This is a genomic window from Nitrospira sp. SG-bin1, assembly GCA_002083365.1.
In the GTDB taxonomy this organism is placed as follows: Bacteria; Nitrospirota; Nitrospiria; order Nitrospirales; family Nitrospiraceae; genus Nitrospira_D.
This window is the reverse complement of the sequence record LVWS01000005.1, coordinates 165,420-192,217: the sequence shown is the minus strand read 5'-3', so window position 1 is coordinate 192,217 and position 26,798 is coordinate 165,420. Positions and strand designations below refer to the sequence as shown.

Genomic DNA, 26,798 nt, shown 5'->3' with positions numbered 1-26,798 from the left:
ATCGCAGGACAGATTATCTTGGACAGCAGTGGCTCCACGTAATTCGTTCGGAAGAGGAGAGGAGGATAGCACAGATCCACCGGTGGATAGGTACAAGGTCGAGGTTGCCCGAAAGGTGGACTCGCTGGGTTGTAACAATTCCCAGAACGAAGTCGAGAGGATGTAAACGGAATCCTGCAATTTCCTTTTCTTTCGTCGCTCAGCCGGTACAATGGCAGTCATCACACGGGGTCGCTTCTTATTGACTCCGATCTCGACGCATACGAATTTCCATAGCGAAAGGACCGCGGTCGTGGGAACGCTCATTTCAGTGGCATCCGGTAAAGGGGGCGTAGGTAAAAGCGTGGTGTCAGCCAACCTTGCGTTGGCGCTTGCGAAAAGCGGACGTCAGGTCATCCTGGGCGATCTTGATGTGGGCGGGGCCGATGCCCATATCATGTTCGGTGAATTGAATCCGACGCTGACCTTGACGGACTTTCTGAATAAGCGAGTGAACCGGCTCGACGAAGTGGTCATTCCTGTCACCGTTCATCCAAACCTTCGTCTCATTGCCGGTACCGGGGATACCTTGGCGACGGCCAACATGGCCTATGCCCGCAAGAAGAGGCTGATGAAACAGTTCCGAGATCTCGAGGCCGATATCGTGGTGATCGACATCGGTGCGGGCACGAATTACCACGCGCTCGACTTCTTCTTAATGGCCGACATTCATTTGGCGGTTGCGACGCCGGAACCTACGGCGATTCTTGACCTGTACCGATTCATCAAGTTGGCGGCGATTCGTCGTGTCTTGGCGAGTTTTGTTGCCCGTGGTTCCATGTCCGACGTCCTCTCCAACAGAGACTTTACCAGCGTGGAGGAGGTCATGGAGGTCGTGGGCGCCACTGACGCGGAAGGGCGTGAGGAAGCGGCGGCGGCGTTGCACTCGTTTCGGCCGGGACTGATCGTCAATCGGGTGTCCGACCGTTCTCAGGTCAACGTCCTCTACCTTCGGAAAATTCTCCATCAATACGTTGGCGGCGATCTGACGCTCCTCGGTGAAATCACCGAGGATCCGGCGGTGAGCCAGGCGGTTCGGAAATTTCTACCCGTGATTGAAGCTGCCCCCGAGTCCTTGGCCGCCAAGGAGCTGTTGATCCTCTCAACTGCTGTGGAGCAATTGGTGGCATCGGTCGCCGGCAGAAGTACAGAAGAGGCGGAACGGCCGAAAGAGAAGCGGACAGGAGTGTTACCGGCCGCTCCGACATCTTGCCAAGATCCTCAAGTCTCTATCCCACTGAAATCCGAGGTTCTGCCTCCTTCAATCGACCCGAAACAACCCGCTCGCGCTAGTGTCCTCGTCCGCATGTATAAGGATGAGCCTCACCAGGCAAAGGTACGAACGGTGTAATGGCGCCGTTGTACTGAGCCGTCATCTCATGGCGGTGCCCATCGCATACCATCCGGAAATGTCGAGCCGTCAGTAATGAACGACCTTCGCTATTCCGGTGAAGCACTCACCTTCGTCCCTTCTTTTACGGGCGGCTCAATCGTAATATTCGGGCCTTCCACTTTAGGGAGCAGCCCCGCTCCAGGTTTTTCCAAGAGGCGTTCGTCGTTTTGGTTGAACAGCAAACTCTGTTTGGAACGGCCGTCGTCGAAGATCGCTGCGTTGGTGAGAGCCTCTTGGTTTCTCGCGTTGGGTTGGTCCGGATCGTTTGCCAGTGATTGACCCGTCACGGGATCGACGGCCTTGCCCATCGGGTAGCCGGGATGTTTGGGCAACATGGCTGGATTGGCGAGGGCGAGAGAAACCGTCAACGGGACAACAACAGTCGCGACAAATATGATGGGCAAGGCTTTCATGGTGTGACCTCCCTGCTGAGTGGAGAGACAACAACGCCCTCGCGGGTACAAGACCGTTGAGGGCGTCCGTATACGAGCAGGTATGACGTCCAGGAATGACGGTGAAGGGGACCCTGGTTTCATAGATCCCTCCGGGATATCTTTCAGCATCGCTCCCAGAACGGCAAGAGTCAAGGGAGGATGAATCGCGCCAAGGACGCGGTCGTACAGGGATCAACGGTGAGGTCGGGAAGAGGACTGCGTTAGAATCCGAGTTCTTTTTCGAGGTCGGCTTTCTTCTTGTCGAACTGTTTCTGTTCGGCCTCGCTCTTCTGGCTGAACATGCCTTTCACACCCTCGCCGGCCTTCTCCATGGCCCGCTGGGACGCATCTGCCTTCTTCTTGATCTGGGCCGCCATGTCTTTGGCCTTCGGCGAGCCTGAAAATTCGTAATACCTCATGGCATGGCCCTGGGTAAATGTCGGATCCGGGCGTTTCAAGATGGTATCGCCGCGCTGTTCGGCACGGTCCTTCGCTGGCCTGTCTCCGCCGGGAAGGTATTTCATCCAAAGAGCCGCCCTCCCGAGTTTCTCGAGAGATTGTGTGGTCGCTTTACTCAGGTTCCCAATGTTGCCGGTCAACCCATGGGCATCTTGTTCCTCCGCCTTCATCAGCCGATCGGCAGTGGCCGTTGCAACTTTTGCCAGCTCTTGCCGGAACGCTGGCGGGGAATTAAATGGCTGTTTTGAACCATTGTGTTCGGCCGGACCGTTTCGGCCGTTATCGATGTTCCAGGCGGTCTCGAAGAGCCGCAGATCTTCCGGGTTGGCCTGAACGGCTTTGAGAAGGACGCGGTTGGCTTCGTGGTAGTCGCCGATCGCCTCGTAGTATCGGAAGGCCGAGGTCTGGCCGTCGGCCCGTACCGGTTCACCGGAGTACAAGGCACCCTTCGCCTCTGACGCTTTGGCCAAATCTCGTCCGAGTTTGGATAGGTTGGCCTTGGCATTCCCCATCGCGTTCTTGTCATAGCGGTCGATGCACTCGTTTGCCACAACCTTCATGTAAGCCACGAAGAGAGCGGCCAGTTGTCCGGCCTGTTCGGCCTTCTGCAGTGCCGCCGACTCCGCCATGGCGGCTTTCTTTTCATCATCGCCCAAACAAGGATCATCCGCGTGGACGGCGGGAGCCGTAAGGACCGCGACGAGCAGGGTATAGCCGACAAGTCTGAACAGGTTCATCAAGCGTCCTCCGTTACTTGCTGAAGAGTCCCTTCATCATCTTGTTGACGTCGACGACTGGTTCCCCATCTTCTTCCGGCCTGGACTTCTTCGCTCCGCGGCGGCGTTCCTGAGGCTGTTCTCCACCCATCATCATCTGTCCCATCATGGCGCCCATGTCGTTCTTCGTATAACCGGCGGGGATTTCGAAAAGCGCAGGATCCAGTTTTTCAATCTTCAGATTGGTGAGCTCATTGGTCATGCGCGTCTTCTTGTCCCCTTCTTTGGACAGCAGGTCCATTTTGACCGTAATGCCTTCTTTCGTGGTCCAGAAGAACCCACCGAATTTTCCCGCCCCGTCTTTCTTCACGGCAACAATCTTGGATTTGGTGGCTTTTATGCCGTTGACTGTTTCCTGGCCTACCTCGGCCTGCTCGATGATGTCGAATGCGTCCATGCCGGACGCGTTGGAGACATTCATCGGCATTTCCATGTACATGTCTCCCATGAGTTGCCAGACCACCTTCTTATCCTTGCGAATGATCATTGTCATGCCGTTCGTCCCACCCATTTCCGTCCGCTCTTTATCGACGGTGTGATAGATGCGTCCCTTCATTGTCATGCCGCCTTCCGTCTCCATCGTACTGTCGGCCGAATAATCCACTTTCACTTCAGGCGGAGGTGCCGCACCCACGGTGAGAGGGACAAGCATCATGCATATCAGCAGACCGGCGTCACGAAGTGGTTTCATAGAGATCTCCTCCTAGGGTGGGCAGAGGAATGGAGAGTATCGGGATTCTGTACTGCGGTCAATAAGCAGAAGTGCGGAGGGGAGGTGTTCAAGGAATCGTCAGGCCGATCGGGAAGGTCGCTTCATAGCCACCGTACGTTTCCGATGGTTTCAACATCAACTGATCACCGCCGTCGCGAAAGATGAAGTCTTGGTGATTGCGTACCCGACGCCGTCCTTTCGACGAGTAGGGGAGCGAGGTATGGACGCGGTCCGTCAGTTCGTCGGGAAAGTACAGCTGAGATGTAAACGCGTAGTGTTTCCCGACCATGCGCGCCGTGCGGACCTTGAAATGAATGTGTACGGTGCGTATCGGATACCAGCCTGGGTAGATCGTGATAAATCGTGCGTCTCCATGCGCATCCGTAAACTGATGGCCTCGCAAGAACTTTTTCCCGAGCGTACTGAACCCCGGATCTTCCACATCGGAATAGATACCGGTGGCATCACAATGCCAGACATCTACCTGGGCGTCAGGTACCGGCCGGCAGTCTCCTGCATGGAGGCGCATGACGCGGAACGTCAAGGTCAACGGGATACCAGGCGTAATCCGTCCATCGGATGGATCAGAACGAATATCCGATCTGAGCAACCGCTCGTCGACGAAATAGGGACCTTCCGTCTGTTCCGGTCTGACGATGCAAGGAGATGGAGAGGCACCAGCAGCCGTCTGACGCAAGGTGATCCCCATGAGCCAGGCCAGACCGCTTGCACCCACGAACGCCATGGCCTCTCGGCGGGAGAGAAGACGGCCGACTCGCTCAGCAGTGTTTTTCATGCGACCTCGTCTTCTTCAGCTTGTAAAATCCTTCCAGCCATCGATATTTACCGGCCTCTGAGCCGCGGCGAGACGCTTGGTGGAGGAGGCGGAGCTGAAGGTCCAGGTGAAAACGACCGTGGGGCGAAATAAGGATAGGGCCTATAAAACCCCGGTCCTCCCCAATAACTGTAAGGGTAGGCTCCATAAGGGTAGAACCCACCCCAGCCATAGGGTGGATAATAGGAACCATAGTACAAGCTTCTGTCTCTTGACTGAGCCGTTACACTCTTCCAGTCGATGATGTGCTTCACTTCCAGGACCGGATAGGTATACTCGCTTTCATCCAGCGGTCTTGTTGTCGCGCCTTTTACGGTTCCGATCACTGTAATGGGCGTGCCTTCAGGGAGACTGGCCGGATCCAAAAACGATTCTCGAACCGCCAAGAACCGACCTTCGGACCGAAGACGATCTTCCGTCAATTTACCTTCATCACCGGTCGGCCGTTGCAGGACCTCCAGTTCGGTTCCATCTTTTGTTCGTTTTCCCTTAATAACCGTGCCGCCGAGCATGACGGTTCGCCCGACATATTCGCTGGGAGCCTGTTGCAAATCTGTAAACCGCACGTCCTTATCGATCGCCTTCTCCAACTCGAGAGGTATGCCGAGAGACTCAGCGGTTCGTTGAACCTGATGGATGGATTCCGCACAGGCGGATAACGTCACCGCTACACAGACCATAGAAAAGAGCACCATCATGCGGAACATGGACGTTCTCCTCTCCTAAAAGTGATAAGACAGTCCCCCTAAGACATGTTGTGCCCTGTAATTGCCGCTAAAGCCGCCCAAAGGGCCGAATGCCTCATCAAAATCGAACGTCGCTCCTGTATATTTATACTCAGTAAAGACGGCGATGTGTGGTGTGACGAATGCGCGCAACCCTGCCAGTATGTTCCACGCCGCCGCCACGTCGCTGTCGCTTCGTACCGTGGCGGTGTCTCCGATATGGGCGATACCTGCTCCTACGCCAGCGCCGACATAGGGTTGGAACGTGCGTCCCGGATACCGTGCGATAATGTTTGCGCCAACAGTCGTCACTCGAAAATGAATGCCGGGGTCAGCAGGAAGACTTGCGGTAGCGGGCAACTCCTTGATATGAGGAGAACTGTGAAACACTTCGCCTTCGATTCCGATCCAACTATGGCCGGGGAAATAACCCACCTTGCCTCCATAGGTAATTGAGTTCTGAAGGTCAAAGTCGATAAAGGGTCCTGGAGCGCCAGCCTGAGAGCCCGTCCCTGCGATGCTGTTGATGCGATCCGCAAAGTTCACTCCCGCCTGTCCGGCGATATACATTTCGGCGGATGCAGGAGTTAACGAACACAGCGTTACGAGCGAAAAACCTGCGGCGAATATGCCTGCGGTCACCGCGATGTTTTTGTGCATGTGCATCACTCCTTCGGAACATCATACCAAAAGTTCTGTCCGTGCATAGCCACGTCAACATCCACCGGCCCCGGATGATGACGAAAGAGATGCCGTGTATTCGGGTTCCTCTGCATGAGCAGCCCATACGTTTACATGCGTGGCATCGAATGACCGCCGAAGAGCTGTTTTGCAGAGGGAGGGTCTTCTGCTAGGTATGTCCACTTGGATTGTCGAATGTATCTGTGCTACACCCTGACATGGTCACATGGTAGCAGTTGTTTTGAGCGCGTGCTCAAAATGTAACAGTCACCTCACGGAAGGAGCGCACTATGGGACTCATGGATCAGTTGGGACAAGCGGTAGGTGGCATGTTGGGAGGACAGGGAGGGCAACATCCTCTTCTGCAAGCGGTGGCGGGGTTGCTTGGAAAGGACAGCAGCATCGGTGGACTGGTTGGCCTCGTCCAAACGTTTCAAAAAAATGGGCTTGGAGACATCGTGAATTCGTGGGTGAGCACGGGGCAGAATCTGCCCGTGACGCCGAGCCAGATTGAACAGGGTTTAGGGGGTGACGTGTTGAGTCAATTAGCCAGCAAGGCAGGACTGTCATCCGGTGCGGCTAGTTCGCAGCTGGCCGGCTTGCTTCCTGATTTGATCGACAAACTGACCCCCAACGGAAGGGTTGAAGCCGGCGGACTCGATCAGCTGATGAAGCTGGTGCAAGGGAAGCTGGGTGCCTGACGAAATACGTTCGGTTGGCGGGGTGAAAGACTTATAAAGATGTTCCATCGGCGGAACTGCATGAGAACTGTGGAGGAAGACTCAGGTTCTCCTGTTTCTGAACGATATGTTCCAGACTTGAAGGGTGGAGGACTGTGTTGTAACGTAGCGACTCTGCCCGCTCGCTGGTATGAACATCTCCGTGCCCTGCCCAGCATGGTGTTCATTGAACAATGACCATCATCCTTCCTACACTTCGTCGTCCGGACGGAACGCAAGCACAGGCGTTCGGGATCGACTCGTCGTCTGGACTGCCATCGGTCTAGTGGGGCTGTCGGTTGTGTGGGCGCTTCGTGATCGTCCAGCCGGTCTTGTATTAAGCCAATCCATGAACGCCTCGCTGGTCCCGGAGGCGATGTCACTGGTGACAGGCGATGAACCACTAGTCGAGATATTGACCAAACCCGGCTGCCCGGTGTGCCATATCATTCCAGGGATTCCCGGAGCGACCGGCCGAGTCGGGCCTCCGCTGACACTGGGTACGACGGGCGAGCAGCGGTTGAAGGACCCAGGATATCGAGGACAAGCCAAGACGGTGCACGAGTACATCGTCGAATCCGTGCTGGATCCCCAACGATTTGTGGTGCAAGGGTATCCCGAACACGCGATGCCGACTTGGTATGGATCCAAATTGAGTGCGTTGGCTCTTGAAAAGATCGCCACGTACCTTGAACGTCAGACCACGGGCGATTCAGTCCCTTGAGGCGAGACCATATTATCGTTTTCGAAGGGGAGTCACATTTCCCGATGTGCCGCCCTGAATCTTGAAGGCATCCGCTCCCTGTCCGCCGATCTGTTTGTCGAGTAAGGCGTTCACGGCCTCATCGCCTTTGAGCCCTTCAAGCTTGATCTTCAAGCGAAGGTTATTGGCGCTGTCGGCGTTGATGAGGGCTTGTTCCAACGTAATCTTGTTCGTCTTGTAAAGCTGAAACAGGACATGATCGAAGGTCTGGCACCCTTCGTCGATGCCTTGTTCCATGGCTTCCTTCAGTGTGTCGACCTCGGCTTTCTTGATCAGGTCCTTGATACGCGGCGTGTCCAACATGATTTCCAAGGCCGGGACGCGCTTGCCATCGACCGACGGGATCAATCGCTGTGAAATAATCGCGCGTAGATTCAGCGACAGCTGCAGATAGATCTGGGCATGACGTTCAACCGGGAAAAAGTTCATGATGCGTTCGATCGCCTGATTCGCATTGTTTGAGTGCAACGTGCCGATGCACAAATGACCGGTTTCCGCAAAGGTTATCGCTGCTTCCATGGTTTCCGTATCGCGCACCTCACCGATCAGAATGACATCCGGGGCCTGCCGGAGCGTATTCTTCAGCGCGTTCTGGAAGGTCAAGGTATCAAACCCGACTTCGCGCTGTGTAATGATGGATTTCTTGTGTTGATGGACGAACTCGATCGGGTCTTCCACGGTGATGATATGGCCTTGATGGATGCTGTTGCGGTGGTCGATCATGGCGGCCAACGATGTTGACTTACCGGAGCCGGTCGCCCCCACCACCAGCACCAGGCCGCGCTTGGTCATCGCGATATCTTTGATGATGGGAGGAAGTTGCAACTGTTCGACAGTTTGTATTTCCGCTTTGATATGCCGGAACACCAGTCCGACATTGCCTTTTTGTCTGAAGACATTGACGCGGAAACGACCCAACTCTTTGTAATAAAGCGCCAGGTTCATTTCCATCTTTTCTTCAAATTCGCTGCGCTGTTGACCGCGCATCAACGCCAACGCCAATGCTTCGAGCTGCTCGTTGGTGAACGGGGAGGCGTCGGTCGGTTGGGTGGCGCCATGGATGCGGTAAATCGGGGGAGCGTCGACAGTCAAATACAAGTCCGACGCTTCGCGGTCCACCATGACTTTCAAGAGACTCCGAACATCCATGCCAGTACTCTGTCTTTACCGCCTAGGCCGCTCCAGTCATCGCAGTGCCGAAGAGATTCGGGTTCATACTGCGGGATTGCGCCTCGGCCTTATGAACAATCCCGCGCGTTGCAAGGTCAACCAACGCCATGTCCATCGTCTGCATGCCGTCCTTTTGACTGGCCTGCATGATGCCGGGGATTTGGTGCAGCTTGGCTTCCCGAATGAGATTGCGCACGGCTGTCGTCGCCACCATGATTTCGAGTGCGGCGACGCGTCCGCCGGTTTTCTTCTTCAGTAGCGTTTGCGTGATCACGGCTTCCAAGGCCTCGGAGAGCTGCGTCCTGATTTGCGCCTGCTGAGCCGGAGGGAAGGCGTCGATGATACGATCGATCGTTTTTGGCGCGCTCGAGGTATGGAGCGTGCCGAAAACCAAGTGTCCGGTTTCGGCGGCGGTCAGCGCGAGTTGAATGGTTTCCAAGTCCCGCATTTCGCCCACCAGGACGATGTCAGGGTCTTCGCGCAGCGCCGACTTAAGGGCATTGGCGAACGAGAGCGTATGCACGCCGAGTTCTCGCTGATTGACCAGACACTTCTTGGATTTATGGACAAACTCGATAGGGTCTTCGATGGTGATGATATGCCCCTCGAACGTGTTGTTCAGGTAGTCCACCATCGCCGCAAGCGTGGTGGATTTGCCGGAGCCAGTCGGTCCGGTCACGAGGATCAACCCTTTTTCCTTGTCGCACAACTGCCGAAGAATCGGCGGCATGCCGAGTTTTTCCAGAGGAAGAATGAGGGTCGGAATGTTTCGAAAGACGGCCCCTAATCCTCGCTGTTGGACGAATACGTTGACTCGGAAACGGGCAATATCTCCTAGTTCGAATGAAAAGTCGCATTCTCGTTTTTCCTCGAAGTTCTTCCGTTGCGCGTCGTTCATCATGTCGTAGATGAGGGCGTGAGTTTCGTCTGGGGTAAGGGGAGGGTGGTCGAGTTTTTTGAGGTCTCCATGGATGCGAATCATCGGAGGTTCGCCAGCGCTAATGTGGCAGTCGGAGGCGCCTTCCTTTACCGAGAAGGTAAGTAGCTTGGAGATATCCATCGCCCGTGATCCTCAGTGTTAGTGTTATGGGTGGTACATGCGGTGAAACTCCTGTGCATCATGCCATAGCAAAGCCGGAAATCAAGAAAATAGCCGGAAGGCGCGCGTCGATGAAGAGATCGATCAGAGAAGACCGGTCTCTCGACCAGCGTGGTCAAGTGCCTGAAGCGCTTCGTCGATTTGCTCTGTCGTGTGTTCCGACGTCACCGTAAAGCGGATGCGGCTGGTTCCGTCCGGAACAGTCGGTGGTCGAATGGCCGTCGCGTAGATTCCGTAGGTAAGAAGTCTTTCTGCTAATGCTGATGCAGTGGCTGCGTCGCCCACCAAGATCGGCACAATCGGACTGACGGTCTGCGTCATGCGAAAACCCAATTTCTGTATTCCGTTGAACAGTCGTTGTCGATTGGACCAAAGCCTCGTCCGGCGCTCCGGTTCACGTTGAATGATCCTGACGGCGGCCGAGGCGGCCGCCGCGATCGCAGGCGGAAGTGCGGTGGTGAAGATGAACGGACGTGTGACGTTGACCAAATACTGAACGAAGTCGAGAGATCCCACAACATACGCGCCATGGCTGCCCAACGCCTTGCTGAGTGTTCCCATGTGAAAGGGAATCCGTCGCTCCAGACCAAACTGTTCGATCGTTCCGCGACCGTTGGGCCCCATGACACCGGTCCCATGGGCATCATCGACGTACAACGTCGCACCATAGTGCTCGGCCAGGGATGTGAGATCCGATAAAGGAGCAAGGTCGCCGTCCATGCTGAATAACCCTTCTGTGACGACGAGTGTGGGACGATTCATTTTCCGTCGTCGGAGCAGTGACTCCAGATGTCCACAGTCTCGATGCCGGTATATCCGGACATCGGCACGGCTTAATCGACATCCATCGATGAGGCTGGCATGGCACAACCGATCGGCTAGGATCAGGCCCCCTTGCCCGATGAGGTTCGGGATCACGCCGATATTCGCCAAATAACCGGCTCCGAACAAAAGGGCGGCTTCTGTCTCCTTGAACGTCGCGAGCGAGGTTTCGAGATGCATATGAGGAGGGAGCGTTCCGCTGACCAAACGAGAAGCTCCGGACCCGGACCCGTACTGTTTCATCGCCTGTATCGCGGCTTGTACGACTTCCGGATGGGTGGCGAGTCCCAGGTAATCGTTGGAGGACAGCAGGATGACCTCGCGTCCTGCATAGCGGATCGTCGGTCCCGTGCCTGATTCCAATGGAGTCAGCCGACGCATGAGTGATCGGTCGGCTAGTCGTTTGAGTCTGTTTCGAAACATGGGTGAAGGCTTTCTTTACAACAATAGGAACCGTGGTGCGGTTGTGATCATGCAATCAGTCAATCCCATTGCCCATTGCATTGACAACGGGAATTCATCCTTAGTATAAAGCAACGGTTCTGGTGCAGGAAGCCGTGTTTCGACCGGTACTGGATGATTGCTAATGACATACCGAATTAAAGTTCCCCCCCGTACGTTGCCGGTGGATGAAGCGCATCTCGTGAGTGGTCTCGAGCACTGGGTGCTCGGTCTGGCGAAGTACCGTTGGTCGATTGTGGTTGGGGTACTGCTTCTCATTTTGATGGGAGGAGGCATCTGGGGTGTCTTCTGGTATGACGCACAAAATGCAGGTAAGGCTCAAGATCTGGAACGGGAGGCGACGAGGCATCTCTTTGCGCGCGCGGCCAATGATCCGCAGAAAGCGGCTGCCAACCTAAAAGAAGCGATTGCCCTCTATCAGCGCGTGGTCGATGAGTATCCTCGAACCCCGACGGCTCCACTTGCGCAATTCAGTCTTGGGAACGCGTACCTCCAGGCAAACGACCTCTCCGCAGCGATCGACGCATACAATCGGTTTATCTCTGCGTATGGGTCACATGTTTCCCTTCTTGGGCTCGTCTACCAAAAATTGGGCTACGCTTATCTTCTTAAGGGAGAACTCGATCAAGCTGCCAAGGCCTACTCGACGGTCCTTGAGATCCCGGGCGTGATGAATCGAGATTACGCGCTCTTTGAAATTGCCAGATTGGAAGAGAATCGCTCTAGGCCCGATGAAGCGCTGAAGCATTATCAGGATCTGATGAAGAGCAGTCCAAATTCTCCGTTGGCAAGCGAGGCCGCCATGCGTGTAAAGGTGATCGAAGCCAAGAAAAACCCGGACTTGTCCCCTGCAACGACAACCCCTGCTTCTTCCAGCTCTTCGAAGCCATCCAAGCCGTAAATCAGGTTTTTATTCGCCGCGCAGTAAATCCCATCGCTTCATCAAGGTGGGTGTGTGCTAGCGAGCGATCATAAGAAACTGACCGGTCTTTATCGATGGGCTGGACAGGTGATTGAGGGTTTTGAGGGTTTTGAGCGGAACGTTGAATCGCCGAGAAACCTTCTCCAGTGTATCGCCCACTCGAACCCGATACCAGCGGGCGGCGGGGGTCTTAACGTGCTGAATTTCAGCACGGAGGGGAGGGAATTTGTAGGTTGGAACTCGGTCAATCAATTCGATGACCTTGGCACTTGTCCCCACTGGGACCTTCAGATGGTAGGCCATGTCGCTCGGAGGTGTCGCATCCCGCCTCAACTCTGGATTCAGCAAACGAAGTTCGGCGTAGGGTATACCTGTCACATTGGAGATTGCGCGGAAGTGCAATGGACGGGTGACGATGACCTCTTCAAATTGGTGGAGAGGGACGGGCTCTTGATTGAATCCGTATTGATCCGGATTCTTCGCAATAATGGTCGCCGCCATAATCCGAGGAACGTATTGCTTGGTCTCACGCTTGATCAGTTTCGTCCTCGATATCTCTGAGAAGGATTCAGCCTGTGCCTTCTGAAGAGCCCGCAATACCTTCCCTTCCCCTGCATTGTATGCCGCCATGGCCAGGGGCCAGGCACCGAATAAATCGTAGAGGTCTCGCAGGTACCGAGCCGCCGCGACGGTGGACTTGATCGGGTCACGGCGTTCGTCAACATAATGGTCGATCCGCAACCCGTAGAGTTGTCCGGTTCCTTTCATGAACTGCCATGGACCTGTCGCCTTTGCCCGTGAATAGGCGTAAGGGTTGAAGCCGCTCTCAACAAGAGAGAGATTCACGAGATCGCTCGGAAGGTCGAATTCGGCAAAGATGTCTTCGATCAGGGGACGATAGCGGTTGAAACGCAGGAGCCATTGTTCAAACCTGTTTCGAATTGAAGTGTTGAAGAAATGAACATGGCTTTGGACGGCCTGATCGAAAACGACGGGAATATTGTACAGCAGACCAGATGTTTCCGTACTCGCGATGCCTTGGGTCTCTGATGCCTGGCCTGGTGTCTCTTCAGGCTGCTCGACCGGGGCTTCCATTGTTGAAGAGAGATCCGGAGGGGAAACCGTCAGTTCAGGGTCTAAAGGAACCAGGTTTGAATCAAGGTCATCGTCTTCTTGATGGGCTTCTATTTCACCAGGAGCGTTACCTTGAGCGAGACTTTGGCATGGCGATATGAGTGCCGTACCACTGAGTGCAAGAACTACAGCGATCGTGGCTTGGACGCAGCATAGCCTGGCACACGTTGTCATCATGGTTGGTTGCATGGTTGGTTGGATGGATAGCACCATGGAAGCCTATCGATCCATCACATGCTTGTCAAGAAAGAGAGAAGGGTAGGATGCTGGTACTTCCGTGTCATGTTGGCAGAGGAGTAAGGCAGTAAAAGGTAGTAATAGGAGGAATGAATGGGGAATTGACATGATGTCCCATCGTGTCATTGGAAAGAAAATCCTGATGTGGCCTTCAGTTGCGTCGGTCGATTTCTTGACAGCCTCCCGGCGCAAATGATAGCGTACCGCCTCTCCTAGTGGTCCCCACCAGAATGACATTGTCAAGGAGGATCGATCAATGTTGAAGCGGTATCTCTTGGCTCCCGGCCCAACCCCTGTGCCTCCGGAGGTGTTGCTGGCGATGGCTCGTCCGATGATCCATCATCGCGCACCTGAGTTCGATCCGATATTCGCGGAAGTCCGTGAAGGACTGAAGTGGCTGTTTCAAACGCGGAACGACGTATTGATGTTGGCGGCGTCAGGAACAGGTGGGATGGAAGGAGCAGTTTCGAATTTCTTGTCTCCCGGCGACAGGGCTTTGTACGTCAACGGAGGCAAGTTTGGAGAGCGCTGGGGAAAACTGTGCAAAACCTTTGGAGTTCAAGCGAGCGAGATCAAGGTTGAGTGGGGACAGGCCGTCAACCCACAACAAGTGGCCGATGCCTTGAAGAAAGATCCTTCGATCAAGGCTGTGTATGTCCAAGCGAGCGAGACGTCGACGGGGGTCTCCCACGATGTGAAGGCACTTGGCGAGATCATCAAGGGGCACGACAACACAATCTTGGTTGTCGATGCCATTACGGCTCTTGGAGTATTCGACATCAAGACCGACGCGTGGGGCCTGGATGTCGTGATCACCGGATCGCAGAAGGCCCTCATGCTCCCCCCCGGCATGGCGTTCGTCAGTGTCAGTGAGAAGGCATGGGCCCTCGCTGACAAAGCTAAGAATGCGGCCTTCTATTTCAACTTCAAGAAAGAACGTGAAAATCAGGTGAAAAATCAGACCGCATTCACGCCGACCGTCTCGTTGATTATCGGACTTCAAGAGGTCTTCCGAATGATGAAGGCGGAAGGGTTGGAAAAAATGTTTGCGCGGCAGGGCCGGTTGGCCTTGGCAATGAGAGAAGGTGTGAAGGCTGCCGGGATGGCGCTCTTTCCCAAGGAGTCACCGAGCGATGCCTTGACGGCGGTGTGCGCTCCGGAAGGTATCGATGGACAGGCTATTTATAAGAATCTCCGTGTGCAATATGGCATGACGGCTGCCGGAGGCCAGGATCATCTCAAAGGAAAGATATTTCGACTGTCTCACATGGGATATGCGGATTCGTTCGACGTGATTACCGCATTGGCGGCAACCGAGATGGTCCTAAAGGGACTTGGCCATGCCGTAAAACTGGGAAGCGGTGTTGGAAAAGCGCAAGAAATCTTAATGGCAAAGTAATTACGGCGAGGATGTCCATGGCTGCAGCGGGAATGAAGATTCTGATCAGCGATAGCCTTTCGAAACAAGGTGTCGAAGCGCTTGAAAAGGCGGGATTCACCGTGGTGGTGAAATCCAAAATGCCGAAGGATGAGTTGTTCAAAGAGATCAAAGATGCCGACGGTTTGATCGTGCGATCCGGCACCAAGGTGACGGCCGAACTGATCGCCGCGGCGGAGAAGCTCAAAGTCGTCGGGAGAGCCGGATCCGGCCTAGACAATGTCGACACTCCTGCTGCAACCCGTCGAGGCATTGTCGTCATGAACACGCCGGGAGGCAATACCGTCACGACAGCCGAGCACACGATGTCGATGATCTGTGCGATGAGCCGGCGCATTCCTCAAGCCACTGCGTCGGTGAAAGCGGGCAAGTGGGAAAAAGATAAATTCATGGGCGTCGAACTCTATAACAAGGTGCTCGGTATCATCGGCGCCGGACAGATCGGCAGTCACCTGACCAAGATGGCGCAGGGGATCGGCATGAGTGTCGTCGCCTTTGATCCCTACCTGGCGCCTGAACGGGCCGAGCGAATGGGCGTGACGATGCTCGATCTCGAAGAAGTATTCCGGCGTGCGGATATCATTTCGGTCCATACGCCGCTCACGCCGGAGACGCGCGGGATCATCAACGCACAGTCCATCGCCAAGATGAAATCCGGCGTGCTCATCGTCAATTGCGCCCGAGGCGGGATCATCAATGAACAGGATTTGTGCGAGGCGTTGAAAACGAAGCGCGTGGCCGCCGCCGCCTTCGATGTGTTTGAAGAAGAGCCGGTCAAGCCGGACAATCCGCTCCTTGCCTTGGATAATTTCATCTGCACCCCGCATATCGGCGCCCAGACGACTGAGGCGCAGGAAAACGTCGCGATTGGGATCGCGGAACAAATCGTCGATTACTTTACCAAAGGAGTGGCCAAGGGTGCCGTCAATATTCCGTCGGTCGCCCCGGAGTTGTTGCCGCGGCTCCAGCCGTTTCTGACGCTGGCCGAGAAGCTCGGCGCGCTTCAAACCCAACTTGTCCAAGGGGGGATCGAGCGCGTCACCGTGGAATACAGCGGAGAAGTCGCCACACTGTCGATCGCGCCGCTGACCATCGCCGTCCTGAAGGGCCTGCTCACTCCCATTATGCAACACCCGGTAAACTACGTAAATGCTCCCGTCGTCGCGAAAGAACGCGGAATTGAAGTCAAAGAGATCAAGAGCACGGACGCCGGTGATTTCACAAGTCTGGTCCGCGTTCGGGTCGAAGCCGGCAAGGTGTCACACCAAGTTGCAGGGACGTTGTATCACAAGAAAGAAGCCCGCATCACGGAGATCGACCAATTTAAAGTCGAGGTTGTGCCGGAAGGACATATGCTATTGATTCACAATGTTGATCGCCCAGGGGTGATCGGTACGGTCGGAAAGGTCCTGGGGGATCAGGGAATCAATATCGTACGGATGCAGTGTGCACTGGAAAAGCGGGGAGGGGATGCCTTGCTGATCATCGGTTCCGACACGGAATTTCCATCTGCGGTGCTGGATCAGATCCGTTCCAATTCGAACATACTATCCGTCAAGGTCGCCAATCTTTCATAATGATACTCTCGCGCCCAGGTTATTATGGCCTCTGCTCCCCCGCTGCGTAGGACTACTTCGGGGCAGGTCCCTTCTTTGCGCGAGCACGCACTGGTTCCGGTCGGGATGGCCACCATCCTTCCGGAGGCGGCCCGCCAGGTGCGGCATCTGGAAGCCGAATTGCTGACATGCTGCAATCGTTTTGGTTACGACGAGATTATCCTCCCGACGTTCGAATATCTCGATGTGCTCGCACCCGGACTCGAACCGACGTTGTTGGAGAACTCCTATAAGATCGTGGACCGGACGACAGGTCGGATCCTGCTGTTGCGGCCCGATGTCACGGCGCAGATCGCCCGTACGGTGGCGATGGGTATGGTCGGCGCGCAGTTTCCGTTGCGCTTGTCGTACCGCGCGACCGTCTTTCGGTATGAACCGGAACATGCCGGACGAGGTCGGGAAATCTTCCAAGTCGGTGCTGAACTGATCGGCGCTGACGATCCATCCGCCGATTGCGAAATCATCATGCTGCTGATCGAGTGTCTCCGCCAGATCGGATTGCATTCGTTTAAGATTTCACTGGGGCATGTCGGGTTTTTCAAGGCGTTGCTCGTCCGTGCGGGACTGTCCACGGACGGCCGGAAACGGGCCGAGGAAGCAGCCGCCAGGAAAGACTTGCCGCGGCTTGAGGAGATCCTGTCACGGGAGCGGGTGACCAAATGGTCAGTGCATGGGATATTGAACGCACTGGAATTATGCGGGCAAGCTGACGTGCTCTCGAAAGGGCGTGTATTGGCCAAGGGGGAGCCAGCACTGGTACAGGCGTTGGATCGACTGGAGAACGTCTATCGGCTGCTCTGCACGGCCGGATCTCAAGACGTTGTCATGCTGGATCTCGGAGAGTTCAGAGGCTTTGATTATTATGACGGGATCGTGTTTGATGTCTTTACCGACGGGATCGGGGTGGAGTTGGGAGGGGGAGGGCGCTACGATCACTTGATCGGACGATTCGGAAGAAACCTTGCGTCGACCGGATTCGCCCTCAATGTGGACCGGCTCTTCCGCGGATTGGAGCCTCACGGGAGCGTGAAATCTGTGGGGCCTGAGGTGTTGGTCGTTGGTCCCCCGGAATGCTCGACGACGCTGGTTTTGGTCGCGCAAGAACTTCGCAAGGCGGGAATACGGACGGTTCAACAAACCGTTGATTCAACGGGACGGAGCTTGATCGGTACAGCGGTCAAGGTCGGTCGTGCATCGGCGATCGATACCATTGTTGTCGTCGGCGTAGACAATCCCAAACCCGATCACGCCATGCTGCTCCATCTCGACGGTCCCCGGCAGGGTGCGGAATCGATCGGCCGCCCTCGCATCCACAAAAAAACGTTGCCGATTCCAGCGCTTGTCGCGAGCCTTCGCGCCGACCGGGAAGGGGTGTTATGAAATCCATCGGGACGGTGGATCTCTCTCAACCGAAACTGCCTCCGCAGAACTTGGAAGCGGAACAGTCGGTGCTCGGCGCCATTCTGCTCGATAACGCCGCCATGCCGAAGGCGATGGAACTGTTGGTGGAGGAAGATTTCTATCGGACGGCACACAAGAAGGTCTACCAAGCCATGCTGGAGCTGTCCGACACTGGAGAAGTGATCGATCAGATTACGTTGACCGAGCGACTGAAATCTCGCGGCGAGCTCGAGGTGATCGGAGGCGCGGCCTATCTCGCCGAGCTCGTCCAGATCGTTCCCAGTTCCGCCAATATTCGGTACCATTGTAAGATCGTCCGGGACAAGGCGGTGGCCCGCCAGTTGATCAGTGCCTCCACAGAGGTATTGACCAGGGGCTACGAGGGGACCGCCTCAATCGACGATCTGCTTGATTTTGCCGAGCGGTCGGTCTTCAGTATCGCGCAAGGCAAACTGGAACGGTCCTTCAGTCCGATCAGTCACGTCATCAAGGAAAGCTTGGACGTGATCGATAAACTGTCCAAGCGAAAAGAACATGTCACGGGAGTGCCGACGGGATACTACGATCTCGACGATATTACCGCAGGGCTTCAAGCGTCGGACTTGGTGGTGGTGGCGGGCCGGCCTAGTATGGGAAAGACGAGTCTGGCCTTAGGGTTTGCCACACATGCCGCCATTCATGCCAATACAGTCGTGGGAGTGTTCAGCCTGGAAATGTCCAAACCCCAGATTGTCTTACGCATGCTCAGTTCTGAAGCGCGAGTCGATTCCCATGCGTTGAGGACGGGGAAACTTCAGAAAGAAGATTGGTGGCGATTGGCTGAGGCAGCCGGCCGATTGGAACAGGCGCCGATCTATATCGACGACACGGGCGGCATCACCGTCCAACAGATGCGAGGGAAAGCTCGTCGGCTTAAGGCTGAAAAGGGGCTGGATCTGCTCATCGTGGATTATCTTCAGCTCATGCAAGGACGAAGCGATTCAGAGTCTCGTCAGCAAGAGATCTCCGATATTTCTCGCTCCTTAAAGGCCTTGGCCAAGGAATTGAACGTGCCGGTTGTGGCCTTGTCTCAGTTAAGTCGGGCGGTGGAGGCCCGTAAGCCGCCCATTCCCATGTTGGCCGACCTGCGAGAAAGTGGAGCGATCGAACAAGATGCCGATGTGGTCATATTCATCTATCGGGAAGACGTCTACGATCCGAATTCAGAGCGCAAAGGCATCGCCGATATCATCGTCAGCAAACATCGCAATGGACCAATCGGGAAAAAAGAGCTGTTTTTTCAGGATCGATTCGCCAAATTCGAAAGCCTCGATCTGCGAGAAGTTTAGCCAGAGCGTCGTTTGCGCAACGCCCTGACACTCGGTATAATCGTCCAGTACACCTTCCTCCCGTCCCGACGTAAGGATATGCGGAACACACGAGCGGTTTTTAACGATCGGACGCGTCGACAGTATCATAGGCCTTTGCTGAGGACGATGCTGTCGCCGCTGCTTCTCGCGAGTGCCCTTGCGGCCTGCGCGGCCTCGCCCCATCCGCAAGCAACGCTTCCTCAACCGGCCACCGCATTGCAAAGCCCGCCATCGACGCCCGAGTCCGATGCCACGTATCATTTCATGATGGGGCATCAAGCGGAACTTGCGCAAGACTTGGACACCGCATTGAAGGAGTATCAGGCTGCCCTGAAAGTCGATCCCAAGTCTCTGGACGTCAAATCTCGTTTGGCGGCATTGTACTTCGCGTTGGGTGACCTGACTCAAGCGGTACAGTATGCGGATGAAGTGGGAGAAGGAACGGGACAAGAACCTCAAATGCTGACCCACATGGCCGGCATTTTGGCCAGTGCGGGGAAACCTGAGCGAGCGTTGGAGTTGTTGGACAAGGCCATTGAACGTGATCCGGAGAAAGGGGAGTCCTACTTCCCTAAAGGACTCATTCTCTTAAACCAGAAACGACTCGCCGAGGCGGAACTGGTGGTGAAGAAAGGGTTGCAGTACACCTCGGATTCGCCCATCGGGTACTACTATCTGGGCCGTATTTCTATTGAAGCGGGAAATACCGAACAGGCTGTGGCCAACTTCGAGCGGGCCATCGCCGTGAACCAGGCGTTTGAGCCGGCCTACTTGGCGCAAGCGTCGGTCCATGAAGCACGTCAAGAGAAGAGCAAGGCCATCGCCGTGCTTCAAAAGTATCTGCACCAGGTGAATCCACGCAATCGCGATATCCGACAACATTTGGTTCAGTTGTATATCATGACGAAAGATTACACCGGTGGTCTTGCCGAGCTGGAGAAGCTGCTGGAGGACAACCCCGGTGACCTCGATGCGCAGTTGCGCATGGCGCTGATTTACGGAGAGCAGAAGGAATTCACGAAAGCCATCAACCAATTGACCGAGATCTTGAAGGCCAAGCCGGCTGAACTTAAAGTGCGAGATTACCTCGGGTACTTGTACGAAGAGACGAAGGATTTCCCAAAGGCGATGGAAGCCTATCGCTATAACGTGCATCTCGATCCGAAGTTTGCCGACAGCCATATACATCTGGGCGTGCTTCTCTATCGGCTCAAACAGTTTCCGGAGGCGGTGACTCATCTCGATGAAGCCGTCCGCCTCACGCCGAAACAACCTGAGCCCCATATCGTCCTCGGGTTGGCTCATTTTCAGAACGAGCAATTCGAAAAGGCTTCACAGGCGTTTGAGGAGGGAATTCGGCACAATCCGAAGAATGCCGATCTTCATTTCAACCTCGGCACGGCCTACGACAAACTGAATCGGTTTGACGACGTGGTACGTGCCATGGAAACCGCCCTTTCCCTCGACCCCCATCACGCCGATGCCTTGAACTATCTCGGCTACAGTTATGCGGAGCGCGGCATCAAGATCGATCAAGCCTTGTCTCTGACGAAACGGGCGGTGGCGCTCAAGCCGGAGAACGGCTACTACGTCGATAGTCTGGGATGGGCCTTTTACAAGTCCGGCATGCTGGCCGAGGCGCTCGCGGAAATCAAGAAAGCCGTGGCGTTGGTCGGCGATGATCCCGTCATCTACGAGCATTTGGGTGAAGTGTACTTGAAACAGCAGAAGGTCTCCGATGCGCGTGACGCGTGGCTCCACTCACTGGAGATCGACCCATCCAATGAAAAGCTGCTCCAACGCTTCCGCGAGCAGGGCCTGGCCAACCCAGCCTATGAAGATCGGATCCAGCAAGCCAAGCGCCGCGTGGCGGAGAAGACGCCGAGTCCACCGGTCGCCACTCCCTAAAACTCCACTCCTGAACCATTCACCAGTCACCTTATCCAGCGTCGGTCGGTTCTCATGCCGGAAGACTCGATTAGCTAGCGAAAAGTGTCAATTCTCGGCGATCCGGAGCAGATTTCGGAGGGAACGTGGGCCCCTCCAGGACCAATCACGTGCCGATTTCTCGTAAGTTGTTGCATCATCGATGATCTTTGGTAGGCTAGCCTCTGTCATTGATCGGCACCAAACCTGCTTAAGGGACCGGTAGGCGGCAACACAGGCGCCGCAGGTTATGAAAGGGGCCGTCAGTGAACCATCAACAAGGAGGCAGGACGATGTTGAAGGCAATGCGGAAACAAGAGGGGTTCACCCTCATTGAGTTGATGATCGTTGTGGCGATCATCGGGATCTTGGCGGCCATCGCCATTCCCAACTTCATTCAGTACCAGATGCGGTCTCGGACGTCGGAGGCCAAGACCAACCTGAGCGCGATCAAGACGGCGGAATTGGCTTTCCAGGCAGAAACCCGCTGCTTCTTGACATCAAGCGAAGTCGTGCCGACTGGAGGTGTGCCCAACAATGGTGCGCTGGTTGCTTGGAACGGTGCGGCGGCAACTGCCACTCAGAAGTGTTTCGATAACGCCGGTGCGGCAATTACAAACGTGGGTGTGTTTAACGACATTGGGTTCATCCCTGCTGGCCAAGTTCGGTATCAATACTCGCTGGGTGCCAATGCACTTGCAACAGCGGCCAACGCTGTCGTGAAGGGTACTTGCCCTGCGGTCGGTAACGCTAACACAGCTCCAGCGCTTGGCTTCATCGCTCGTGCAACTGGCGATCTTGATGGCGATGCAGCGGGTAACGCTGCCTTGCAGGGCATCTATGCCGTGCCAGAAAACGCCAATGTCGCTCAATGTAATTTGAGTGACAACGTGTTCTAAGGCCGGTTCGCGTAAGCACCGGGCTTATGTTGCCAGCCAGGGTTGGGAATGCCCTAACCCTGGCTGATGCATTTCAGAGGGGAACGCTTGATCTATCTGAACTTGAGGTTGCTCGGACAGAGTATCCGTCACTATATCCTGTAGATCGCATTGAATCAGCCAATGGGCATGACCGATAACACCGTTCCTAGCTACAGACATCAATCTTTCATCGTAGTATGCCTCATTACTCTACTAGGCCTTGTTGTCCTACTGCAACAGACGATTGATCAACGTGGAGATGAAGACAAAGAGAGAATCGAACAGCTCCGGCTTCTTCCACGTGGAGAAATTCTCAAGCCAACGCTCTTGGGGTACCATCATCTCGGCGCCGATCTCATCTGGCTCCGCGCTATTCAAGTCCTCGGCGACAAAGTGGTCCGAGATCAAGACTATCAATGGCTTTACCATGCACTGGATGTTGTCACAACCCTCGATCCCCAGTATCTTTATGCCTATGATGTCGGCGGCACTGTGTTGGCTGAACTCGCAGGCCGCTACGACCTCAGTAATCAGATTCTTGAAAAGGGGCTGAAGCCGAATCCCCCATCTTGGCGCCTACCGTTTTTGCTGGGATTCAACCATTTTTTTCATCTTGGTCAGCCTCGCCAGGCGGCAGATTACATGGCTCGTGCTGCCGGGGCTCGCGGGATGCTCCATGAAGGGCCTCCGCCTCCGTATATTCCAAGACTTGCTTCACGCCTTTACGCACAGGGGAAGAGTCCAGAGGTCGCTATCGAATTTCTTGAGGCGATGTTGTTGCAGACCACTGAGCCACTGATTCGAGAGCAGTTGCAGCGCCGAATCCGTCGAGTTGGGTTAGAGCGGGATTTACAGATGATCGAGGGTGCCGTTCAACGGTACGAACAGGCGCAACGAAAGAAGCCGTCGTCGCTCGATGAACTTGTTGCAAGTGGTCTCCTCCGTACAATCCCAGAGGAACCTTACGGCGGACGCTACCTATTCAATACCGCGACTGGCGAAGTATTTAGCAGCACACATACCGAGCGCATGCGCGCATATCGTCAATCAGACAGCATGGTTCGAAAGGGAGATGTGGAATAGGTGCAGACATGAACGGACCAACAGAATCAATTCTCAAAGCACAGGGACTGAGTAAGATCTTTAAGGTAGGATTCTGGGGGCGTTCTGCCACGGCTGTCCAAAACCTTGACCTTGACGTTCAGAAAGGTGAGGTCTTCGGCTTCTTGGGTCCCAATGGGGCTGGTAAGACAACGACGATTAAGATGCTGATGGGACTAATCTATCCTACGAGCGGCCAGGCTTGGCTCTTTGGTCGCTCTATCAGGGATAAAGAATCTAAAGCACGACTTGGATTTTTGCCAGAATCCCCTTATTTTTATGATTATCTCACTAGCCTTGAGTTTCTCAAATTCTATGGCCATCTCTTCGGGATTCGAGGTGCGGCGTTAGAGAAACGTATCGATGAATTGTTGGAGTTAGTCGGCATGTCCCATGCCCGCCATCTTCAGTTACGAAAATTTTCGAAAGGGATGTTGCAGCGCGTAGGGATTGCTCAGGCGCTCATCAACGACCCGGAGTTGGTAGTGTTGGATGAGCCGATGTCTGGCCTTGATCCGATCGGACGCAAAGAGATTAGGGATTTGATCCTGCGTCTGAAAGAATCCGGGAAGACGATCTTCTTCAGTTCCCACATCCTGCACGATGCCGAACTCCTTTGCGATCGGGTGGCCATTATTCTCAAGGGTAAACTTGTTGCTTGCGGACGCGTCAGTGAACTGATCGATGAAGGTGCGACCCACTCGGTAGAAGTTGTGGCTGAGGGGCTAGGGTCGGAGGGGGTGGCGCGTCTACGTCAACTGGCTGATCGCATCATTGTGCAAGGTACTCAGGTCCTGGCAGTACTGCCCAACCGCCAGCAAGTAGGGGCTACTCTTGACATCATTCGAGGAGCCAAAGCGACGCTGGTTTCACTCACCCCACAGAAAGGATCACTTGAAGATTTGTTCATTCGAGAGGTTAAGAGCAAACAGCCTGAGTTGAGGGAAGCCGTATGAGAATCCTCTCCATCGCTATGAACACGTTCCGGGAAAATCTACGTGAGAAACTGCTGTACAATTTATTATTTTTTGCTCTGCTCATGATCGGGAGTTCGGTGTTACTTTCAACCTTGACCTTGGGTGACTGGAACCGCTTGATCCTTGATTTAGGAATATCCAGCATCAATTTCTTCGGCGTCCTGATCGCCATCTTTGTCGGGATCGGACTGGTGAGTAAAGAAATCGAGAAGAAAACCATCTTTACGATCGTCTCGAAACCGGTGCCTCGTTATGAATTTCTGCTGGGGAAATATGTTGGGCTGGTCGGGACGTTGTTGATCAATACAGCCATTATGGTTGTGGGGCTCCTGCTTGTCCTGTACTACCGAGAAGTGGCCGTCAATATGATGTTGTTCAAGGCGTTGTTGCTCATCTTCCTCGAGTTTATGGTGATCACTGCGGTGGCGATACTTTTTTCTACATTTACTAGCGCCACGTTGAGCGCCATTTTTACTCTAGCGGCATATGGGATTGGTCATTTATCCGGTGATCTCAAGGTCTTTGGAGAAAAAATGGACGCAATAGGTCAGGCGGTGCTCAATGTCGTTTACTATGTGCTTCCGAACCTCGAACGATTCAACCTCAAAGGACATGTCATCCACCATCTCGATTTCGGCATGACTGACATGGCCCTCACCTTGGCCTATGGGTTGACCTACGCGGCGTTCCTGCTCCTTCTGGCGAGCGTGATCTTCCAACGGCGGGATTTCCAGTAATAGATCGAGAAGCCCTTCCTCAGCGGTTACGTGTATGGTTGGCGCGAGGAAGGCAACAACTGTCTTCTGAAGATCGGGTAGGGATGGCTGTTGAAAAACTAATATAGGAGCCCTCGAACGGAATGACGATAGATTGCAGGGTGGTCAAAAAGGCCGTCCAGCAAGGCCGCAGCGAGCGAAGAGGCGAAGCATACTTCGTTCCGTATGTTGAGCCCTCTGAGCGACGCGAGAACGAAGCTGGAGGACTTTTTCAGCATCCTGCTAGCTGGTGATGGCGCCTTCTGATGCTGACGAGACGTGCCGGGCATACTTTCCCATCACGCCTGAAGTGTAGCGAGGGACAGGCAGTTTAACCTTCTTGAGCCGAGTAGCGATTTCCTTCTGCGAGATGGCCACGTCCAGTCGGCGTTTGGGAATATCGAACGTGATCGTATCTCCGCTCCTGATTGCCGCGATCGGTCCACCTTTGGCCGCTTCCGGGGCCACGTGCCCGGCCATCAGGCCACGTGTCGCGCCGGAGAATCGACCGTCGGTGAGCAGTGCCACGGAATCACCAAGTCCGGCACCGACGATGGCCGCCGTCACGCCCAACATCTCGCGCATCCCTGGTCCTCCTGACGGACCTTCGTACCGAATGACGACGACATCACCGGACTTGATTTGCCCTGCTTGAACCGCCACGAACGCGTCTTCCTCTCGATCAAAGACTTTTGCCGGTCCTTGGAACTTATTCATCGAGTGGCCGGCCACCTTCACTACGCAGCCTTCCGGCGCGAGATTACCTTTTAGGATAACGAGTCCACCCGTCGGTTTGATGGGGTGGGTGAGGGGACGCAAAACTTGTTGTCCCGGCGTTTCACGGGCGCCGGAGGCTTCTTCACCGATCGTTCGACCGGTGACGGTCGGTTGATTGCCATGGAGGAGTCCCGCATCGAGCAATCGCTTGGCCACGAGAGTTGTGCCTCCTGCGGCATAGAGATCGGCTGCAGCAAAGCGGCCCCCTGGTTTGAGGTCGGCCAATAGAGGGACCTTGCGATTGATCTTGTCGAAGTCGTCGATGCTCAACTTGATCCCGGACTCACGGGCGATGGCGAGGAGATGCAGGACCGCGTTCGTCGAGCCGCCGGTCGTGGCCACGGCAGCGATGGCGTTCTCCAATGACTTTCTGGTGATAATCCGGCGAGGGCGCAGATCCTGCTTCACGAGCTCCATCACCATCTTGCCGCACTCAAACGCGACATCGTCTTTCCGACCGTCCATGGCGGGCACTCCATTGCGACCCATCGGCGATATGCCGAGGAACTCAAACGCAATGGCCATGGTATTGGCTGTAAACTGGCCTCCGCAGGCTCCAGGCCCTGGACAGGCGTGATCTTCCAAGTCCTTCAGTTCGGCGTCGGTCATCTTTCCCGCCGCATGTTTGCCGACCGCTTCAAAGACATCCTGAATCGTCACATCATGTCCCTGAAACTGCCCCGGCATGATCGAGCCGCCATACAGCATCAGCGACGGTACGTTTAATCGGGCGAGCGCCATGACGGTTCCGGGGATCGTTTTATCGCAACCCGACAGCGCGACGACGGCATCGAACAAGTGTCCCCGCGCGACGAGTTCAATCGAATCCGCGATCACTTCGCGGCTGATCAGCGACGCGCGCATTCCTTCGGTGCCCATCGAGATCCCATCGGACACCGCGATGGTGTTGTACTCGATTGGGGTTCCGCCGGCTGCTCGGATCCCTGCCTTCACTCGTTCGGAAAGCCGCCGTAAATGAAAATTGCACGGCATGATCTCGATCCAGGTATTGGCCACGCCAACGAGAGGTTTGGACAAATCATCGTCCGTGAATCCGACGGCTTTTAACATCGCTCGTGCCGGGGCACGTCCCGCCCCGACGAGCAGATCATGACTCTGTAGGCGCGTTTCTTTTTTCATAAGCCTTCGTCGGTCC

Annotated in this window: 24 protein-coding genes; 13 read left to right on the top strand and 11 right to left on the bottom strand. The window is 55.1% G+C overall.

All coding sequences use genetic code 11. From position 1 onward, the window contains the following. Positions 1–292: 292 nt before the first annotated feature. Positions 293–1,390, top strand: coding sequence for a hypothetical protein (locus tag A4E19_13370; GenBank protein OQW37658.1), 1,098 nt, complete (start codon positions 293–295; stop codon positions 1,388–1,390). An 89-nt stretch (positions 1,391–1,479) separates the two neighbouring features. Here the strand turns inward: A4E19_13370 and A4E19_13365 are convergent, their stop codons facing one another. The 6 genes from A4E19_13365 to A4E19_13340 form a co-directional block, all read right to left on the bottom strand. Beyond that, on the bottom strand, positions 1,480–1,845 hold the full coding sequence (locus tag A4E19_13365; GenBank protein OQW37657.1) for a hypothetical protein: 366 nt from the start codon (positions 1,843–1,845) through the stop codon (positions 1,480–1,482). Positions 1,846–2,087: 242 nt separating this feature from the next. Continuing rightward, positions 2,088–3,062: a hypothetical protein gene (locus A4E19_13360; protein ID OQW37656.1), complete on the bottom strand. Its 975-nt coding sequence runs from the start codon at positions 3,060–3,062 to the stop codon at positions 2,088–2,090. 13 nt (positions 3,063–3,075) lie between these two features. Next, positions 3,076–3,792: a hypothetical protein gene (locus A4E19_13355; protein ID OQW37655.1), complete on the bottom strand. Its 717-nt coding sequence runs from the start codon at positions 3,790–3,792 to the stop codon at positions 3,076–3,078. 88 nt (positions 3,793–3,880) lie between these two features. Further along, the gene (locus tag A4E19_13350) at positions 3,881–4,609 is read right to left on the bottom strand and encodes a twin-arginine translocation pathway signal protein (protein OQW37654.1); all 729 of its coding nucleotides are present in this window, start codon (positions 4,607–4,609) and stop codon (positions 3,881–3,883) included. A 47-nt stretch (positions 4,610–4,656) separates the two neighbouring features. Further along, positions 4,657–5,355, bottom strand: a complete 699-nt coding sequence (locus A4E19_13345) for a hypothetical protein (protein ID OQW37653.1) — start codon at positions 5,353–5,355, stop codon at positions 4,657–4,659. Positions 5,356–5,370: 15 nt separating this feature from the next. Then, positions 5,371–6,033, bottom strand: coding sequence for a hypothetical protein (locus A4E19_13340; protein ID OQW37652.1), 663 nt, complete (start codon positions 6,031–6,033; stop codon positions 5,371–5,373). A gap of 311 nt (positions 6,034–6,344) precedes the next feature. On the opposite strand from A4E19_13340, the gene A4E19_13335 reads away from it, so the two are divergent. Both A4E19_13335 and A4E19_13330 read left to right on the top strand, forming a co-directional pair. Beyond that, entirely contained in the window at positions 6,345–6,755 is a 411-nt protein-coding gene (locus A4E19_13335; protein ID OQW37651.1) for a hypothetical protein, read from the top strand. A 367-nt stretch (positions 6,756–7,122) separates the two neighbouring features. Continuing rightward, a complete protein-coding gene (locus A4E19_13330) occupies positions 7,123–7,497 on the top strand; it encodes a hypothetical protein (GenBank protein ID OQW37650.1) in 375 nt (124 codons plus the stop codon). Positions 7,498–7,509: 12 nt separating this feature from the next. On the opposite strand, the gene A4E19_13325 is transcribed toward A4E19_13330, so the two are convergent. The 3 genes from A4E19_13325 to A4E19_13315 form a co-directional block, all read right to left on the bottom strand. Next, positions 7,510–8,685 carry a type IV pili twitching motility protein PilT gene (locus A4E19_13325; GenBank protein OQW37649.1) on the bottom strand — a complete coding sequence of 392 codons (1,176 nt, stop codon included), beginning with the start codon at positions 8,683–8,685 and terminating at the stop codon, positions 7,510–7,512. Positions 8,686–8,707: 22 nt separating this feature from the next. Then, complete coding sequence (locus A4E19_13320; GenBank protein OQW37648.1) at positions 8,708–9,766, bottom strand: twitching motility protein PilT; 1,059 nt, start codon at positions 9,764–9,766, stop codon at positions 8,708–8,710. A 123-nt stretch (positions 9,767–9,889) separates the two neighbouring features. Further along, positions 9,890–11,050, bottom strand: a complete 1,161-nt coding sequence (locus A4E19_13315; GenBank protein OQW37647.1) for a hypothetical protein — start codon at positions 11,048–11,050, stop codon at positions 9,890–9,892. A gap of 163 nt (positions 11,051–11,213) precedes the next feature. Here A4E19_13315 and A4E19_13310 point away from each other — a divergent pair, with 163 nt between their 5' ends. Further along, a complete protein-coding gene (locus A4E19_13310; GenBank protein ID OQW37646.1) occupies positions 11,214–11,990 on the top strand; it encodes a hypothetical protein in 777 nt (258 codons plus the stop codon). A gap of 57 nt (positions 11,991–12,047) precedes the next feature. On the opposite strand, the gene A4E19_13305 is transcribed toward A4E19_13310, so the two are convergent. Continuing rightward, a complete protein-coding gene (locus tag A4E19_13305; GenBank protein OQW37645.1) occupies positions 12,048–13,106 on the bottom strand; it encodes a hypothetical protein in 1,059 nt (352 codons plus the stop codon). Between the two features lie 532 nt (positions 13,107–13,638). Between A4E19_13305 and A4E19_13300 the strand changes: the two genes are divergently transcribed. From A4E19_13300 to A4E19_13260, 9 genes are all read left to right on the top strand, one after another. Then, the gene (locus A4E19_13300; protein OQW37644.1) at positions 13,639–14,781 is read left to right on the top strand and encodes a class V aminotransferase; all 1,143 of its coding nucleotides are present in this window, start codon (positions 13,639–13,641) and stop codon (positions 14,779–14,781) included. Positions 14,782–14,813: 32 nt separating this feature from the next. Continuing rightward, complete coding sequence (locus A4E19_13295) at positions 14,814–16,397, top strand: phosphoglycerate dehydrogenase (protein OQW37667.1); 1,584 nt, start codon at positions 14,814–14,816, stop codon at positions 16,395–16,397. Between the two features lie 105 nt (positions 16,398–16,502). Further along, the gene (locus tag A4E19_13290) at positions 16,503–17,816 is read left to right on the top strand and encodes a hypothetical protein (GenBank protein ID OQW37643.1); all 1,314 of its coding nucleotides are present in this window, start codon (positions 16,503–16,505) and stop codon (positions 17,814–17,816) included. Further along, positions 17,813–19,165: a replicative DNA helicase gene (locus tag A4E19_13285; GenBank protein OQW37642.1), complete on the top strand. Its 1,353-nt coding sequence runs from the start codon at positions 17,813–17,815 to the stop codon at positions 19,163–19,165. The genes A4E19_13290 and A4E19_13285 overlap by 4 nt, the downstream gene beginning before the upstream one ends. Positions 19,166–19,312: 147 nt before the next feature. Continuing rightward, complete coding sequence (locus tag A4E19_13280) at positions 19,313–21,094, top strand: hypothetical protein (protein ID OQW37641.1); 1,782 nt, start codon at positions 19,313–19,315, stop codon at positions 21,092–21,094. A gap of 311 nt (positions 21,095–21,405) precedes the next feature. Next, a complete protein-coding gene (locus A4E19_13275) occupies positions 21,406–22,011 on the top strand; it encodes a hypothetical protein (GenBank protein ID OQW37640.1) in 606 nt (201 codons plus the stop codon). A gap of 162 nt (positions 22,012–22,173) precedes the next feature. Beyond that, entirely contained in the window at positions 22,174–23,115 is a 942-nt protein-coding gene (locus A4E19_13270; GenBank protein ID OQW37639.1) for a hypothetical protein, read from the top strand. A gap of 8 nt (positions 23,116–23,123) precedes the next feature. Further along, positions 23,124–24,089, top strand: a complete 966-nt coding sequence (locus tag A4E19_13265) for an ABC transporter (GenBank protein OQW37638.1) — start codon at positions 23,124–23,126, stop codon at positions 24,087–24,089. Then, complete coding sequence (locus tag A4E19_13260; protein ID OQW37637.1) at positions 24,086–24,847, top strand: hypothetical protein; 762 nt, start codon at positions 24,086–24,088, stop codon at positions 24,845–24,847. Before A4E19_13265 ends, A4E19_13260 begins: the two co-directional genes overlap by 4 nt. Before the next feature lie 261 nt (positions 24,848–25,108). Here the strand turns inward: A4E19_13260 and A4E19_13255 are convergent, their stop codons facing one another. After that, the gene (locus A4E19_13255; GenBank protein OQW37636.1) at positions 25,109–26,782 is read right to left on the bottom strand and encodes a dihydroxy-acid dehydratase; all 1,674 of its coding nucleotides are present in this window, start codon (positions 26,780–26,782) and stop codon (positions 25,109–25,111) included. Positions 26,783–26,798: the final 16 nt, after the last annotated feature.